Below are 15,783 nucleotides of genomic sequence, written 5' to 3'. Positions count from 1 at the left end.
GGCGGCCGAACTAACAGCAGAAATGTTGAGGTAGACATGGACAACTGGATCAGCGCCCTCGCCACCCTGCAAAACCAGGGCGAACCCTGCGTACTGGTGACCATCATCGAAGAACTCGGCTCAACCCCGCGCAACGCCGGCTCCAAGATGGTCATCAGCGCCGCGCAGACCTTCGACACCATCGGCGGCGGGCACCTGGAATACAAGGCGATGCAGATCGCCCGGGACATGCTGGTGCGCGGCCAGCAGAACACTCACCTGGAGCGCTTCAGCCTCGGCGCCAGCCTGGGCCAATGCTGCGGCGGCGTCACCGTGCTGCTGTTCGAACCCATGGGCCAGGCGCAGGCGCACATTGCCGTATTTGGCGCCGGCCATGTCGGCCGTGCGTTGGTACCATTGCTGGCAAGCTTGCCCTGTCGGGTACGGTGGATCGATTCCCGCGAGCAGGAATTCCCGCAGCACATTCCCCAAGGCGTGCGTAAAATCGTCAGCGAAGAGCCGGTCGACGAAATTGCCGACTTGCCGGCAGGCAGCTACTGCATCGTCATGACCCACAACCACGCGCTGGACCTGGAACTGACCGCCGCCCTGCTCAAGCGCAACGACTTCGCCTACTTCGGCCTGATCGGCTCGAAAACCAAGCGGGTCAAATTCGAACACCGCCTGCGTGACCGTGGCTTTGATGCCACGCAGTTACAGCGCATGCGCTGCCCCATGGGTCTGCCCGAGGTCAAGGGCAAGCTACCGGTGGAGATCGCCATCTCCATCGCCGGCGAAATCATCGCCACCTATAACGCCAATTTCGGCCAGCACCTTGCCGGCGCCGAACCTATTGCCAAACTGCTGCCGGCTTCGCGCCGCAGCCACGCTATCTAAATTGAGACGATCATGCCTTTGACTCGCAAAGCCTACCGTGCCGCCATCCTGCACAGCATCGCCGACCCTGCCATCGTTGGCATCGAAGCCTCCTACGAATATTTCGAGGACGGCCTGCTGGTGATCGATAACGGCCAGATCAGTGCCCTTGGCCACGCCAGCGACCTGCTGCCGAGCCTGCCCGCCGATATCGACATCACCCATTACCAGGACGCGCTGATCACCCCTGGCTTGATCGACACCCATATTCACCTGCCGCAGACCGGTATGGTCGGCGCCTATGGCGAACAACTGCTGGACTGGCTCAACACCTACACCTTCCCCTGTGAAAGCCAGTTTGCCAACAAGGCTCACGCCGAAGAAGTCGCCGATATCTTCATCAAGGAACTGCTGCGTAACGGCACCACCACGGCGCTGGTGTTCGGCAGCGTGCACCCGCAATCGGTGAATGCATTCTTTGAAGCGGCCGAGAAACTCGACCTGCGCATGATTGCCGGCAAGGTGATGATGGACCGCAACGCGCCGGATTACCTGACCGACACCGCCGAATCCAGCTACCAGAAAAGCAAGGCGCTGATCGAGCGCTGGCACGGTAAGGGCCGCCTGCATTACGCGGTGACGCCACGCTTCGCGCCTACGAGCACGCCGGAGCAACTGACGCTGGCCGGGCAGTTGCTGGGCGAATACCCGGATTTGTACATGCAGACCCACATCAGCGAAAACAAGCAGGAAATCGAGTGGGTAAACGAGCTGTTCCCGGAGCGCAACGGCTACCTGGATGTCTACGACCATTACAAGCTGCTTGGCGAGCGCTCGGTGTTTGCCCACGGCGTACACCTGTGTGACGACGAATGCGCACGGCTGGCAGAGACTGGCTCGGCGGTGGCGTTCTGCCCGACCTCGAACTTCTTCCTAGGCAGTGGTTTGTTCAACCTGCCGATGGCCGAGAAACACAACCTAAACGTGGGCCTGGGCACCGACGTGGGTGGCGGCACCAGTTTCTCGCTGCTGCAAACCCTGAACGAAGCCTACAAGGTCATGCAACTGCAAGGTGCGCGCTTGAGCCCGTTCAAGTCGCTGTACCTGGCGACCCTCGGCGGCGCCCGGGCGTTGCGCCTGGAAGACAAGATCGGCACCTTGCAGCCGGGCACCGATGCAGACTTCCTGGTGTTGGATTACAACGCCACGCCACTGCTGAGCTATCGCCTGAAACAGGCCAATAACATTGCCGAGACGTTGTTTGTGCTGATGACGTTGGGGGATGATCGGACGGTACTGCAGACCTATGCAGCCGGCCAGCTCGTGCACCAACGCTGATTCAAGCTACACACAACCAATGTGGGAGCCAGCTCCCACAAAAGCCCGGCTCCCACATTTGATTGGGTTTACAACTTTACAGACGAGCGCCCAGGTTTTTTAGTCTGTAGAAGGTGCGAAAACACCGCATGCAGATCATCCGACGCGCTCTCTTCATCGAGGTTGAGCTTGCTGTCGATGTGATCCATGTGATGCATCATCAAGTTCACCGCCAACGTCGCATCCCGGGCTTCGATCGCGTCGATCAACTGGGTGTGTTCATCGTAGGAGCAGTGCGAGCGGTTGCCGCTTTCGTACTGGGCGATGATCAATGACGTCTGGGACACCAGGCTGCGCTGGAAGCTGATCAGCGGCGCGTTCTTCGCGGCTTCGGCCAGCTTCAAGTGGAATTCGCCGGAGAGACGGATACCGGCGCCACGGTCACCACGGGAGAAGCTGTCGCGCTCGTCGTTGACCATCTGGCGCAACTCGGCCAACTGCTCGGCCGTGGCGTGCTGCACCGCCAACTCCGTGATCGCCCGCTCCACCAGGCGCCGGGCCATGAACACCTGGCGCGCTTCTTCGACGCTTGGGCTGGCAACCACCGCACCGCGATTGGGCCGCAGCAGTACCACGCTTTCATGGGCCAGGCGCGACAGCGCGCGGCGAATGATGGTGCGGCTCACGCCGAAGATCTCGCCCAGTGCCTCTTCACTCAATTTGGTTCCGGGCGCCAGGCGTTGTTCAAGGATCGCCTCGAAAATATGCGCATAGACGATATCGTCCTGGGTTCCGCTGCGACCGGCCTTGCCGGCTCGCGGTTGTTTCTTGAGAGGTTGCAACTGTTCGTTCATGGGCACTCGGGTTTGAGAACGGCGAATTAACGGTAATACGGCAACAGCGTGTCGCTGGCAAGTATCACCTAAAAACAGCGCACATTGTACACAACCCACTGCGCCAACACACTGTACGGCTGTTTGCGGGCTCGGCTGTATTGCAATGACTGGTTACGTTTGAGTTTAGGCTTGATTCCACGATTTCCCATGAACGACATCCCACTGTAGGAGCGAGCTTGCTCGCGAAGAACCCACGGGCGCCGCGTTTAATCTGATTGCCCGCGTTATCGTTGGCGATTTTCGCGAGCAAGCTCGCTCCTACAGCGTGCGGAGTCAGGTAAAAAGGAACACCTCTTCATGACCGACGCCACCCAAGCGCCCTTGCGCCCACTGGCCGACACTTCTGCGTCGGCCGTCGTCGCCGGCTTTATCGCCATGATGACCGGCTATACCAGCTCCCTGGTGCTGATGTTCCAGGCCGGCCAGGCCGCCGGCTTGACCACCGCGCAGATTTCTTCGTGGATCTGGGCGATTTCCATCGGCATGGCGGTGTGCAGCATCGGCCTGTCCCTGCGCTATCGCACCCCCATCACCATCGCCTGGTCCACCCCTGGCGCGGCGCTGCTGATCACAAGCCTTGGCGGCGTGAGCTATGGCGAGGCCATCGGTGCCTACATCACCTGCGCGGTACTGGTGACGCTCTGCGGGTTGACCGGCAGCTTTGAGAAGCTGGTCAAGCGGATTCCGGCGTCACTGGCGGCGGCGCTGCTGGCGGGGATTCTGTTCAAGATCGGCAGCGAAATTTTCGTCGCCGCCCAGCACCGTACCGGGCTGGTGCTGGGAATGTTCTTCACCTACCTGATCATCAAGCGTCTGTCGCCACGCTATGCCGTGCTGGCGGCCTTGCTGATCGGTACCGCCTTGTCAGGGCTGATGGGGCTGCTGGATTTCAGCGGCTTTCACCTGGAAGTGGCGACGCCCGTGTGGACCACGCCGCACTTTTCGCTGGCGGCGACCATCAGCATCGGCATCCCGCTGTTCGTGGTGGCGATGACCTCGCAGAACATGCCCGGCGTTGCGGTGCTGCGGGCCGACGGCTACACCGTCCCGGCTTCGCCGTTGATCACCACCACCGGCCTGGCGTCGTTGGTGCTGGCACCGTTCGGCTCCCACGGCATCAACCTGGCGGCGATCAGCGCCGCGATCTGCACCGGCCCCCACGCCCATGAAGACCACAACAAACGCTACACCGCTGCGGTGTGGTGTGGAGTGTTCTACGGGATTGCCGGGGTGTTCGGCGCCACGCTGGCGGCACTCTTCGCGGCGCTGCCCAAGGAGTTGGTGCTGTCGATTGCGGCGTTGGCGTTGTTTGGCTCGATCATCAATGGCTTGAGCATCGCCATGAATGAGCCGAAGGAACGGGAAGCGGCGCTGATTACCTTTATGGTCACGGCGTCAGGCTTGACGTTGTTTTCCATCGGTTCGGCGTTCTGGGGGATTGTGGCGGGGGTGTTGACGTTGCTGATTCTGAACTGGGGCAAGGCATAAAAAAACGGCGACCCTCAGGTCGCCGTTTTTTTCAGTATCACTTAGCCGCGTTGATCGGCTTTTCCGGATACCACACGTCCAGCAACGGGCTGACTTCAGCCTTGGTCAGCTCGGAACGGGTTTTCAGCCAGGCTTCGACCGCAGCACGCTGCTCTTCGGAGACCGAGCCACGCTTCTGCAGGCAAACCAGACCGTAGTCATCGCCGCCAACATAGCCCAGGCCGTTGGCTTCCATGGCTTCTTTGATGAATGCTTCGAGGAAAGCGTCGATAGCTTCTTCACTCAGGCCTTCGTTGAAGTCCAGGTTCAGTTCGAAACCCAGCTCTTGAAATTCATCAACGCACAGTTTTTTGCGCAGACGCTGGGAACGGTTAGTCGCCATTGGAACAATCCTCATAAGTATTAACGGGCGGCACTTTAGCAGTTTAAGGCGGCAATTGCCCGACTCTCTGGGACCGACGGGCAAATGCGCGCAAAAAAACCACGATTAGCAGCTATCGTTCAGCTACACGTGGCGCCAGCTTGGGGCATAATGCCGACACTTTCGTGACCACTGAGGGATTTTCTTCCATACCCCTCGCCTTTTTCACCCTCCTCAGCAGTAGGGTTTATTTCTTATGATCAAATCTTTGCGTTCAGTGTTACTTGCCAGTGTTGTCTTGCCCCTGGCCTTTTCCGTTTGCGCCGCTCCCGTCAATAACACCCTGCCACCCAGCGTTGCCCAGGCCTTGCAGAAGGCCAAGCTGCAAAATACCGCGCTGTCCCTGGTGATGCTGCCCCTGAACGGCCCTGGTACCCCTACGGTTTTCAACGCCGACGTCTCGGTGAACCCGGCTTCCACAATGAAGCTGGTCACCACTTACGCGGCCCTGGAGATGCTCGGCCCCAACCATCAGTGGAAGACCGAGTTCTACACCGATGGCACCCTCAGCGGCGGCGTGTTGCGCGGCAACCTGTACCTCAAGGGCGGCGGCGACCCCAAGCTGAACATGGAAAAACTCTGGCTGCTGATGCGCGACCTGCGCGCCAATGGCGTTCAGCAAGTCACCGGCGATCTGGTGCTAGACCGTAATTTCTTCAACCCGCCGCAATTGCCCGAGTTCAACGACGACGGCAACGATGAGAACAAGCCGTTCCTGGTCAAGCCCGACGCCTTGCTGGTCAACCTCAAGGCCCTGCGCTTTGTGACCCGCAATGATTCAGGGCGGGTGATCGTGTCGGTCGAGCCGCCGATTGCCAGCATTCGCATCGACAACCAGGTGAAAGTCACCAACGCCAAACAGTGCACCGGTGACGTGCGCTACAGCCCGGTGACCGCCGCCGATGGCAGCGTGACCGTGACCGTCAGCGGCCAACTGGGTGATGGCTGCAGCTCGCAGACCTACCTGTCGCTGCTCGACCACGCCACCTATACCGCAGGCGCCGTGCGGGCGATCTGGAAGGAGTTGGGCGGCACCATCCAGGGCCGTGATATCCAGGCACCGGTGCCCAAGGATGCCAAAGTCCTGGCTCGCGCCTTCTCGCCGGACCTCGCGGAGATCATCCGCGACATCAACAAATACAGTAACAACACCATGGCCCAGCAGTTGTTCCTGAGCCTGGGTGCGCAATTTCGCAACGATGCCGATGGCGACGATGCCAAGGCCGCGCAACGCGTCGTGCGTCAGTGGCTGGCCAAGAAAGGCATCACCGCGCCGCACCTGGTGATGGAAAACGGCTCCGGCCTGTCCCGCGCCGAACGAGTCAGCGCCCGCGAAATGGCGGCCATGCTGCAAGCCGCGTGGAAAAGCCCTTACGCGGCGGAGTACATCAGCTCGATGCCGATCGCCGGCACCGACGGCACCATGCGTAAACGCCTGAAAACCACCGCCCTGCGCGGCGAAGCCCATGTGAAGACCGGCACCTTGAACACCGTGCGCGCCATCGCCGGCTACAGCCGCGACAACAATGGCAATACCTGGGCGGTAGTGGCGATTCTCAACGACTCCAAGCCGTGGGGAGCCTCGTCAGTGTTGGATCAGGTGCTGCTGGACCTGTATCGCCAGCCGAAGGCCGTTGCCGCCGCGCCGGTACTGTAGGAGCGAGCTTGCTCGCGAAAAACGTCAACGATAACGCGTGCTTACTGAATAAACGCGGCGTCTATGGTTTTTTCGCGAGCAAGCTCGCTCCTACAGGCATCAGGGCTTCCTCGACCCGATCCCTGCCCGCCTGCTTGGCCACGTACACCGCCGAATCCGCGCGCAGCAGCAAGCCATCGATACCTTCGTCGACCCGCCAACTGGCCACGCCGAAGCTGGCGGTGACCACCCCCACCGGCTCCATCGATGCATCGCGCAGCGACTGCCACAACTGCATCGCCAGGCTGTAGGCCTGGGCGCCATCGGTGTTGGGGCACAGCACCACAAACTCTTCCCCACCGATCCGGCAGAATACATCGGTGCGGCGCAAGCGTTGGCCGATACGCTTGCACAACTCCTGCAGCACGCCGTCGCCCACGGCATGGCCGTGCTGATCGTTGATGCGCTTGAAGTGGTCGATATCGAGCATGATTAACGACAGCGCGCCAGACATACGGTTGAGCCGGAGCATTTCGCCCTTGAGGCGATCCTGGAAATAGCGACGGTTATAGATCCCTGTCAGGGAGTCGGTGATGGACAGCGCACGCAGTTCTTCCTCGACCCGCTTGAGATCAGAAATATCCGACACATAACCGTGCCAAAGCGTACCACCTCCCGGCAACTCTTCCGGCGTCGCTTCGCCGCGAATCCAGCGCAGGCCTCGTTGGGGTAATTGCACGCGGTACTCTTCGCGCCAATGGCTCAGTTGCAACGCAGAAAGGCGTATCGACGCACGCACGCGCTCCAGGTCCAAAGGGTGAATGCGCTCCAGCATTTTGCCCGCATCCTGCTGCAACACGCCCAGCTCGATTTCATAGATATCGCGCATGCCTTCGCTGGCATAGATGAAACGCCAGGTGTCCTGGGGTTCCAGGGTGAACTGGAAGATCCCACCCGGCACATGGGCGCTGAGTTTTTTCAGCAGGCGGTCGCGTACGGCAAGGGCCTCATAGGCGCGCTTTTGCTCGGTGACATCCAGGTAAATCGCCAGGTGCCCGACCCACAGGCCATGGTCATCCAACAGCACGGTCGGCAACATGTTGACCGTCAGCTGGCTGCCGTCCTTGCGCACCAGCGTCCACTCACGTCCTTCATGTTGACTGTCCGGGCTCTCCACCAGCATCGCCTGGCTCGCTGGGATGCGCTTCCCCAGCGCCCTGCTCAACGGCTCAGCGCGGGCGTCGAGTTCCATGGCTACGTGCAGACGGTCCAAGGTCATATGCCCCAGCACCTCCTCGGCCGTAAAGCCCAGCATCTGCTCGGCACCGGCATTGAAGGTGTTGATCACGCCGCGCAGGTCCGTGGCAATGATCGCCACTTGAGTCGCTGCATTCAGCACGCTGCGCAATTGCCCATGGGCGCCACGCAACTCCTGCTCACGGGCACGCAATTGCACGGTGCGTTGCTCCACCAGTTTCAGTGCGCGTTGGCGCTGGCTGACCAGCATGTATAGCAGCGCACTGAGCAAGGCACTGAGCAGCACGCCCATCGCCAGGATGGTGTGCATTGAAGAATGGTTGGCCCTGTCGAACACTTCGCTGGCGCTCAGGCTCAGGGCGTAGACATGATCGCCCAGAGTGAGGCGGCGCGCAGCCGTCAAGCCACTGCTACCCAAGGCGTTACTGGAGGCATACAACACCCGTTGCTGGGTGTCGGAGGTGTCTACGATCTGCATCACCAGGTTGTCCCGGTTGGGCCTGGGCAACCCCTCGGCTACCAGCTGACGCATGCTGATCACCGCCATCACATAACCGTAGGGCTCGGCACCTGCGAGCTTGCTAACGGGCGCCACCAACAATACGCCTGCCGCATAAGCGGGTTCCACACCCACCAACTGCATGGGTTGCGATACCGCCAACTGGCCGCTTTGTTGCGCACGCTCCAGGGCTGAGCGACGCAGGGGCTGGGCCAGCAGATCAAAGCCCAGCGGCGAGCCCAGCAGACTTTGCGTCTGGCTATACAGCACCGGTACGTATTCATCGCGTTCGGCCGCTGGCGCCAACTCACCGGAAGTATTCAGTTCGCGGATACTGAAAGGAATGCCACGCTGGCGAGAAATGTCCTGCTCAAACAGGCTGCGCTGCGTGCGAAATATCCGTGGAGCCCAGGCATAAGCGCGGGCATGCAACAACAGCGGTTTGGCGAAACCGTCGAACTCGGCGCGGGACACCTCGCCGGAATTGACGAAAAAGCGCTGCAAGCTGCCCAGGCGTTGCTCCTGGTCTTCAAAACGTTCCTGGATACGGGTGTAGCGCTCGTTGACCAGCAACTGAAACCGCTGGCGCACCTGTTGCTGATACAGGTCCGAAGCCGCCCACGCGACGACCACCGTCAGCGCGCTACCGACCAATAACACCACCAATGCCACCAGCCAAGCCGATGCCTGCTCACTGATAAAACCAAGGATTTTCGGGCGAACGACTTGCATCGGCATAGGCAACACTCACAGCGCCAGTGTGCGGGGGTGTCACTTTGGCTAGGGCTTAAGTTATAGCCATCGGTCAGGGGTTTGACCAGTGCAAAACCGTCAACGGCCACAGAAGCTTACTGTAGGAGCGAGCTGGCTCGCGAAAAACTCACAGGCACCGCGTTCATCCAGGATATCCGCGTTATCGTTGACGTTTTTCGCGAGCAAGCTCGCTCCTACAGGGAAAAATCAGCGTGCGGTGATTTTCCAGGCGCGGTGGATCTTGGCATTGCGCGCAAAATCCGGGTCGATGGTCTTGTCGCTGATTTCCTCGACCGCATAGCGTTCGCTAAGGTTGTCTTCCAGCTGGAACTTGCGGAAGTTGTTGGAGAAGTACAACACGCCACCCGGCGCCAGGCGCGCCATGGCCAGGTCGAGCAACTGCACATGGTCACGCTGCACGTCGAAGATGCCTTCCATGCGCTTGGAGTTGGAGAAGGTCGGCGGGTCGATGAAGATCATGTCGAATTCATCGCGGCTCGCTTCCAGCCACGCCATCACGTCACCCTGTTCCAGGCGGTTCTTGTCGGAGAAGCCGTTGAGGGAGAAGTTGCGACGCGCCCAGTCCAGGTAGGTCTTGGACAGGTCGACGCTGGTGGTGCTGCGCGCGCCGCCCTTGGCAGCATGCACACTGGCGGTGGCGGTGTAGCAATACAGGTTGAGGAAGCGCTTGCCCGCCGCTTCCTTCTGGATGCGCATGCGCATCGGGCGGTGGTCGAGGAACAGGCCGGTGTCCAGGTAATCGGTGAGGTTGACCAGCAACTTCACGCCGCCTTCGCTGACCTCGGTGAATTTACCTTGGGCACTCTGACGCTCGTATTGCTTGGTGCCGCTCTGACGCTCACGACGCTTGACCACCACACGGCTCTTGTCGACGTTCAGTGCCTGGGGAATGGCCGCCAGGGCATCGAACATGCGGGCCGAGGCTTTTTCCGGGTCGATGGATTTAGGCGCGGCGTATTCCTGCACGTGCACCCAATCGTGGTACAGGTCGATGGCCATGGAGTACTCAGGCATGTCGGCGTCATACACACGGTAGCAATCCACGCCTTCGCGCTTGGCCCATTTGCCCAACAGCTTGAGGTTCTTCAGCAGGCGGTTGGCAAACATCTGCCCGCCTTCGCTCAAGCGCGCCTGCTCCACCACGGGGGCGGGGGCGGGTTTGATCGGGTTGCCGTTCTTGTTGTACTGACGCTCTGCCGGCTCGCTCGGAGCCTGGTCGTAAGCCGCTTGCTCACGCTCGGCCTGGCGCTGCTCAGGGGTGCGGCGTTCGCCGGTGACGAACTGATCCGGGTTGACCTTGATCAGCAGCAACTTGCACGGCAATGCGCCGTTCCAGAACGAATACTGTTTGTGGCTACGGATACCCATGCGCTTGCCCAGGTCTGGCGCGCCGGTAAACACCGCCGCTTCCCAGCCCATGCAGGCCTGGCGCAGACGCTCGCCGAGGTTCTGGTAGAGGTACAACAGGCTGGCTTCATCACCCAAGCGCTCGCCGTAAGGCGGGTTGCAGATGACCAGGCCTTTCTGGTTCTGGTCCGGACGCGGCTCGAACGTGCCGACTTCGCCCTGGTACACCTTGATCCAATGACTCAGCCCGGCGCGCTCAATGTTATTGCGCGCAGGCTGGATCAAGCGTGGGTCGGCTTCGTAGCCACGTACCCACAACGGCGGCTTGTTCATGCCGATGGCGGCACGCTCAGTGGCTTCTGCGTGCAATTTTTTCCACAGCGCCGGGACGTGGCCCAGCCAGGTGGTGAACCCCCACAGTTCACGGTTGAGGTTGGGGGCCATGTCGGCGGCGATCATTGCGCCCTCGACCAGAAAGGTACCCACACCGCACATCGGGTCCGTGAGTGCGCCGCCTTCGGCTGCAATACGCGGCCAGCCGGCGCGGATCAGGATCGCCGCCGCCAGGTTTTCCTTCAGGGGCGCCGCGCCCTGCTGCAGGCGGTAGCCGCGCTGGTGCAGGCTGTGGCCGGAAAGGTCCAGGGACAGGATGGCTTCGCCACGGTCCAGGCGCAGGTGAATGCGCAGGTCAGGGTTGATCTTGTCGATGGACGGACGTTCGCCGGTCGGGGTGCGCAGTTTGTCGACAATCGCATCCTTGACCTTCAGCGCGCCGAAGTGGGTGTTGTCGATGCCCGAACCGTGGCCGCTGAACTCCACCGCGAGGGTACCGTCGGGGACCATGTGGTCAGCCCATTCGATGTCCAGCACGCCGTGGTAAAGATCCTCGGCGTCCTTCATCGGGAAGCGCTTGAGCACCAGCAACACACGGTTGGCCAGGCGCGACCAGAGGCACAAGCGGTAGGCGGTTTCCATGTCGGCCATGCCGCGCACGGCCGAGGTGTGCTCGCGAGCTTCCTCAAGGCCAAGCCCGACGGCTTCCTCGATCAGCAGGCCTTCGAGGCCCTTGGGGCAGGTGAGGAAGAGTTCAAAACGGTCCGACATGGGGCATTCCAGGCTTTTCAGCAATAAGTGAACAGGCGACGCATCGCCGGTTCGGTTTTCAATCAAGCACTTTTCTTGAAGAGTGCTCGCGTGGCACGAATGTGCCGTTCCACCCCGTCTGACGGGCCCTTGAGCCTTTATTGGCGAGGCAGAAGAAGAATTTTGCGCAACAAAAAGAAATATTCCGACCCTTCGTCGAATAATAACCGACTGCAACAGGCGGGCATTCTCACCAAGGGATTAAACCTTTCCTCTGTGCAGGGCACATCATAGCTGGCTTTGCCCTATAAAAGGGGCGAATAACCAGCCCAGCTTATGGCTATAGCATCGTTATCGTTACGTGCTTATGACAAAACGATCATTGAAACCATGTGACCTATTGGTTAGAACTCAACACAGGTTGGCGCCGTAACGGTGCCAACACTTGGCTCGCCACGCCGGCAGCGAGCCCACCAACGGCAGAAAAACTCTGCCCGGCCTTGGACAAGGCCGAAGGATATCTAGACAGTCAACAAGTGAGGGAAACACCCTATGAGAAGACTTAAGCGTGATCCGTTGGAAAGAGCATTTTTACGCGGATATCAATATGGCGTTCATGGAAAATCCCGTGAGCTTTGCCCATTTACTCTACCGTCGGTACGCCAAGCCTGGATCAACGGCTGGCGAGAAGGACGCGGCGACAACTGGGACGGTATGACTGGCACTGCGGGCATCCACAGACTCAACGAACTTCACGCCGTCGGCTAATCAGGGCATTTAATTCCGACACACACCTTTGAAGCATGTAACGACTTAACCACGCGCGCCCCATCCGGGCGGCGGGCTTCGGCCCAGGGGCTCCTTCATGGAGCCCTTTTTATTGCCTGATCAGCGCAAGGCAGCGATGGCATCCACCGACTGGCGAATCAGCGCCGGCCCCTTATAGATAAAGCCGGAGTACAACTGCACCAGGCTGGCGCCGGCCGCGATCTTCTCAGCTGCGTGCTTGCCTTCGGTGATACCGCCCACCGCGATGATCGGCAAACGCCCAGCCAACTCGGCCGCCAGCACCTTGACGATATGGGTGCTCTTGTCACGCACCGGCGCGCCCGACAGGCCGCCCGCCTCGTCACCATGGGCCAGGCCTTCGACGCCCACGCGGCTGAGGGTGGTGTTGGTCGCAATCACCGCATCCATCCCTGAATCCACCAGGGCCTGGGCCACCAGTACGGTTTCTTCATCGCTCATGTCCGGCGCAATCTTGATAGCCAGCGGCACACGCTTGCCATGACGCACGGCCAGGTCTTCCTGACGCTGGCGCAAGGCTTCGAGCAGTTGCTTGAGGGAATCACCAAATTGCAGGCTGCGCAGGCCCGGGGTGTTGGGCGAGCTGACGTTGACGGTGACGTAGCTGGCGTGGGCGTAGACCTTGTCCAGGCAAATCAGGTAGTCATCCACCGCACGCTCCACCGGCGTGTCAAAGTTCTTGCCGATGTTGATACCCAGGATGCCGGTGTACTTCGCCGCCTGAACCCGCGACAGCAGATGGTCGACCCCGAGGTTGTTGAAGCCCATGCGATTGATGATCGCCTCCGCTTCCGGCAGGCGGAAAATGCGCGGCTTGGGATTGCCCGGTTGCGGCCGCGGCGTCACGGTGCCGATTTCGACAAAGCCGAAACCCAACTGCGCAAACCCGTCGATGGCCGCGCCGTTCTTGTCCAGGCCGGCTGCCAGCCCGACCGGGTTGGGGAAGTCCAGCCCCATCACCGACACCGGCACTTTCACCGGTGCCTTGCATACCAGGCCATTGAGCCCCAGGCGGCCACCGGCACCGATCAGGTCCAGGGACAGATCGTGGGAGGTTTCCGGAGAGAGTTTGAACAACAGCTGGCGGGCCAGGGTATACATGGGCGGGCTAGACTCGGATGGCGGCAAAAGGTGGCGGGGATTATAGCCGGGGTGGCGGCCTGCATGCGAGGCGTGCCACCTGATCTCATTGATGTTGCGCCGTCAACGCCTCATAACGCACCCAAATCTTTTCGGCATAGCGCAGACGCAATGCCTCACGCTGTGGCCCGGGCCCCGGCCCCACGTTGTAAGCCCCCACCGCCGTCCAGTTGTAGCCAAAACGCTGGATGAATTCGGCAAGAATCGAGGCGCCTACTTCCACCGACAGGCAAGGCTCGCTCAACAGCCGTTCTTCGGTAATGCCCTGCTTGAGCAAGCGCGGCAAGTGGATGCTGTTGATTTGCATCAAGCCGATATCCCGCGTGCCATTGCGGTTGGTGTAGTTCATCGCTTGCGCCCGGTAACCCGATTCGACCGAGGCGATAGCTTGCAGCAACTCCGGCTCAAGGTCGTAGCGGCTGGCCGCCTCTTCCCAGCAAAAGGCCCAGGCCTGGCTGCTGCCCATCAATACCCCGAGCACCAGGCCTATGCCCCATGCCTCAACCCTGGACATTGCTGGCCTGACCACAGACGGCGCACACGTGTGCCACTGCCCTGGGTTGATCACCTGTGCGCACCGGGCAGGTAAAGCGATAGCCCTTGCCATAAATCGTCTTGATAAAGCCTTTGTCGGCCCTCAAGTGCTTGCGCAGGGAATAAATACACCGCGTGAGTGACTCTTCGGCCACTTCACCCCGAGGCCAGGCCAGTTCCAGCAAACGGTCCTTGGTCATCAGCGCGCCACCGGAGGCCAGCAGCAACCGCAGCACGTGCCCCTCCTTGGGAGGCAACTGAATATCCGCCTCCACGCCCGTCAACCGGCCGTCGCCATGCAAGGTCCAACGCGCGAAAACCAGGGACGTCGTCGTTTCATCCGTCACGACGGCCATACGCACCTCTGTAGTCGACTACTGACATTCAAATCCTTATTGTGTGACCAGCTCATCTGCCATTGGCACGACTATAAAAAACCGGCTCGAATACCCGCGTTAGGAAAAAACCCATTCATTCGCCTTTTTTTGGCCGCAGCCGGTCAGACAATTCGCTAATGCACCCTTATCGCGGCAACCACTCCTGAAACGTCTCCTGCAATTCAACCCCTAGCCGATCCTCCAACTGCACCAACTCTCCCACTGCCATCAGTTGTCCATTGACCCGCACCTCCACACAGCGGGTGACGCCTGGGTCCAAGGGCAGCACCTTCCCCGGTGCGAATGCGGCCAAACGCTTGCGGCTGATCAGTTGCTCCTGCAGCAATATTTCCAGGTGCATGGACAAACGCCTTTTTCAGGGGGAAAACTCCGGGTCCGCTCCCAGGAACGCACGTCGCACACGCTCGTGTTGCGCGGCGCTCAACTGAGGTGGGCCAATCCAGGGCAGTACATCGCCATCTACGCCAGCCTGCCTTGGCGAGGCGTCATCCAGCGGCTGGGCGACGTCCAGCTCGGCCACCAGTTTTTCGATGACCTTCACTTGGGCGGGTGGGCCCTTGACCAACAGACTGTTGGTATCCGGATAGGCCATCACCGCAAGGCGGCCATCGGCCAGCTGGTCCTTCTGCGCCTGGGATAGCCGAGCTTCGAGCATGGAGGCCATGCCCGGTACCTGGACCTTGTTGGCTCCCGCGCCCTGCAGGTGATCGTCCACGAGGACATTGATCACTTTCACCACGCCGAATACCGGGGCGCGCTCTGGCACCTTGCGAGGGGGTCGGTCCATCCGTTGGGCGAGACGCAACACCTGGTCGACATAACTGGAAGGGCCGGTTACATAGAACGTACGCCCGCCGTGTTCCCGCAATGGGTAACGCGGCTCATCCAGCCCCGCACGGCGCATGATGCCGCGCAGCCTACTGACGGAAATATGCCGCAGCACCACGGCCGAGCTTCTCGCGTCGTCGGCGGCGTAGAACGGCAACACCTCGCCACAGGCCGTACGACTGCCCAGCAACAGCGCGGCGCACATCAGCGCGCTGTACAGCCAGCGGCAATTGAGGGTTGCGAGTAAATCAGCGTGCACCGTGGATATGCCTGGCGGTCTGGCCTGAAGAAGCGGCCATACTGCGAGGCGCACGAGGATCAATCATGATGGAAAGTTGACGGCCAACTGCGACGTCCTGCCCATGGCATGTGCCTTGCTTTGCATTCTGGATCAGGCTCGCACCAACGGCGGCACGGGCCTACGGACAAAGGCGTCGTTCCCCTGCAATGGCCTATACGCCAACCTGGGAAACGGCGCTTTTTTTTCAGAAAAAGGCAGGTAT

General features: G+C 60.6%; 14 protein-coding genes. 5 read left to right on the top strand and 9 right to left on the bottom strand.

Translation table 11 applies throughout. From position 1 onward, the window contains the following. Positions 1–36: 36 nt before the first annotated feature. A complete protein-coding gene (gene xdhC, locus DK871_RS07420; protein WP_098950668.1) occupies positions 37–876 on the top strand; it encodes a xanthine dehydrogenase accessory protein XdhC in 840 nt (279 codons plus the stop codon). A gap of 12 nt (positions 877–888) precedes the next feature. Further along, on the top strand, positions 889–2,193 hold the full coding sequence (gene guaD / locus DK871_RS07415; protein ID WP_161904542.1) for a guanine deaminase: 1,305 nt from the start codon (positions 889–891) through the stop codon (positions 2,191–2,193). 68 nt (positions 2,194–2,261) lie between these two features. Here guaD and DK871_RS07410 read toward each other — a convergent pair whose 3' ends face one another. Next, positions 2,262–3,026 (bottom strand): GntR family transcriptional regulator, encoded by a 765-nt coding sequence (locus DK871_RS07410; protein WP_014719469.1) that lies wholly within the window; start codon positions 3,024–3,026, stop codon positions 2,262–2,264. A gap of 339 nt (positions 3,027–3,365) precedes the next feature. Between DK871_RS07410 and DK871_RS07405 the strand changes: the two genes are divergently transcribed. Next, a complete protein-coding gene (locus DK871_RS07405) occupies positions 3,366–4,556 on the top strand; it encodes a benzoate/H(+) symporter BenE family transporter (protein WP_161904541.1) in 1,191 nt (396 codons plus the stop codon). A 37-nt stretch (positions 4,557–4,593) separates the two neighbouring features. Here the strand turns inward: DK871_RS07405 and DK871_RS07400 are convergent, their stop codons facing one another. Next, entirely contained in the window at positions 4,594–4,938 is a 345-nt protein-coding gene (locus DK871_RS07400; protein WP_003193255.1) for a YggL family protein, read from the bottom strand. 235 nt (positions 4,939–5,173) lie between these two features. Here DK871_RS07400 and dacB point away from each other — a divergent pair, with 235 nt between their 5' ends. Next, entirely contained in the window at positions 5,174–6,634 is a 1,461-nt protein-coding gene (dacB, locus tag DK871_RS07395) for a D-alanyl-D-alanine carboxypeptidase/D-alanyl-D-alanine-endopeptidase (RefSeq protein WP_161904540.1), read from the top strand. Positions 6,635–6,695: 61 nt separating this feature from the next. Here dacB and DK871_RS07390 read toward each other — a convergent pair whose 3' ends face one another. After that, positions 6,696–9,107, bottom strand: a complete 2,412-nt coding sequence (locus DK871_RS07390) for a diguanylate cyclase (RefSeq protein WP_161904539.1) — start codon at positions 9,105–9,107, stop codon at positions 6,696–6,698. A gap of 222 nt (positions 9,108–9,329) precedes the next feature. After that, positions 9,330–11,594: a bifunctional 23S rRNA (guanine(2069)-N(7))-methyltransferase RlmK/23S rRNA (guanine(2445)-N(2))-methyltransferase RlmL gene (rlmKL, locus tag DK871_RS07385; RefSeq protein WP_161904538.1), complete on the bottom strand. Its 2,265-nt coding sequence runs from the start codon at positions 11,592–11,594 to the stop codon at positions 9,330–9,332. 531 nt (positions 11,595–12,125) lie between these two features. Between rlmKL and rmf the strand changes: the two genes are divergently transcribed. Continuing rightward, positions 12,126–12,341, top strand: coding sequence for a ribosome modulation factor (gene rmf / locus DK871_RS07380; RefSeq protein ID WP_002553055.1), 216 nt, complete (start codon positions 12,126–12,128; stop codon positions 12,339–12,341). A gap of 120 nt (positions 12,342–12,461) precedes the next feature. On the opposite strand, the gene DK871_RS07375 is transcribed toward rmf, so the two are convergent. From DK871_RS07375 to DK871_RS29550, 5 genes are all read right to left on the bottom strand, one after another. Then, positions 12,462–13,481, bottom strand: a complete 1,020-nt coding sequence (locus tag DK871_RS07375; protein ID WP_161904537.1) for a quinone-dependent dihydroorotate dehydrogenase — start codon at positions 13,479–13,481, stop codon at positions 12,462–12,464. A gap of 85 nt (positions 13,482–13,566) precedes the next feature. Continuing rightward, on the bottom strand, positions 13,567–14,034 hold the full coding sequence (locus tag DK871_RS07370; protein ID WP_161904536.1) for a transglycosylase SLT domain-containing protein: 468 nt from the start codon (positions 14,032–14,034) through the stop codon (positions 13,567–13,569). Next, positions 14,021–14,410: a winged helix-turn-helix domain-containing protein gene (locus DK871_RS07365; protein WP_044275094.1), complete on the bottom strand. Its 390-nt coding sequence runs from the start codon at positions 14,408–14,410 to the stop codon at positions 14,021–14,023. The genes DK871_RS07370 and DK871_RS07365 overlap by 14 nt, the downstream gene beginning before the upstream one ends. Before the next feature lie 166 nt (positions 14,411–14,576). Then, positions 14,577–14,792, bottom strand: a complete 216-nt coding sequence (locus DK871_RS07360) for a FliM/FliN family flagellar motor switch protein (protein ID WP_003193267.1) — start codon at positions 14,790–14,792, stop codon at positions 14,577–14,579. Between the two features lie 15 nt (positions 14,793–14,807). Next, on the bottom strand, positions 14,808–15,539 hold the full coding sequence (locus tag DK871_RS29550; protein ID WP_161904535.1) for a secretin N-terminal domain-containing protein: 732 nt from the start codon (positions 15,537–15,539) through the stop codon (positions 14,808–14,810). Positions 15,540–15,783: the final 244 nt, after the last annotated feature.

This window comes from Pseudomonas sp. L13, assembly GCF_009935965.1.
GTDB lineage: Bacteria > Pseudomonadota > Gammaproteobacteria > Pseudomonadales > Pseudomonadaceae > Aquipseudomonas > Aquipseudomonas lactis.
Note: the sequence above shows the minus strand (reverse complement) of the source record. Positions and strands in the feature narration are given on the sequence as shown.

Coding starts and splice junctions, on each gene's coding strand:
- xdhC (WP_098950668.1), top strand. CDS start 37: ATGGACAACTGGATCAGCGCCCTCGCCACCCTGCAAAACCAGGGCGAA.
- guaD (WP_161904542.1), top strand. CDS start 889: ATGCCTTTGACTCGCAAAGCCTACCGTGCCGCCATCCTGCACAGCATC.
- DK871_RS07410 (WP_014719469.1), bottom strand. CDS start 3,026: ATGAACGAACAGTTGCAACCTCTCAAGAAACAACCGCGAGCCGGCAAG.
- DK871_RS07405 (WP_161904541.1), top strand. CDS start 3,366: ATGACCGACGCCACCCAAGCGCCCTTGCGCCCACTGGCCGACACTTCT.
- DK871_RS07400 (WP_003193255.1), bottom strand. CDS start 4,938: ATGGCGACTAACCGTTCCCAGCGTCTGCGCAAAAAACTGTGCGTTGAT.
- dacB (WP_161904540.1), top strand. CDS start 5,174: ATGATCAAATCTTTGCGTTCAGTGTTACTTGCCAGTGTTGTCTTGCCC.
- DK871_RS07390 (WP_161904539.1), bottom strand. CDS start 9,107: ATGCCGATGCAAGTCGTTCGCCCGAAAATCCTTGGTTTTATCAGTGAG.
- rlmKL (WP_161904538.1), bottom strand. CDS start 11,594: ATGTCGGACCGTTTTGAACTCTTCCTCACCTGCCCCAAGGGCCTCGAA.
- rmf (WP_002553055.1), top strand. CDS start 12,126: ATGAGAAGACTTAAGCGTGATCCGTTGGAAAGAGCATTTTTACGCGGA.
- DK871_RS07375 (WP_161904537.1), bottom strand. CDS start 13,481: ATGTATACCCTGGCCCGCCAGCTGTTGTTCAAACTCTCTCCGGAAACC.
- DK871_RS07370 (WP_161904536.1), bottom strand. CDS start 14,034: ATGTCCAGGGTTGAGGCATGGGGCATAGGCCTGGTGCTCGGGGTATTG.
- DK871_RS07365 (WP_044275094.1), bottom strand. CDS start 14,410: ATGGCCGTCGTGACGGATGAAACGACGACGTCCCTGGTTTTCGCGCGT.
- DK871_RS07360 (WP_003193267.1), bottom strand. CDS start 14,792: ATGCACCTGGAAATATTGCTGCAGGAGCAACTGATCAGCCGCAAGCGT.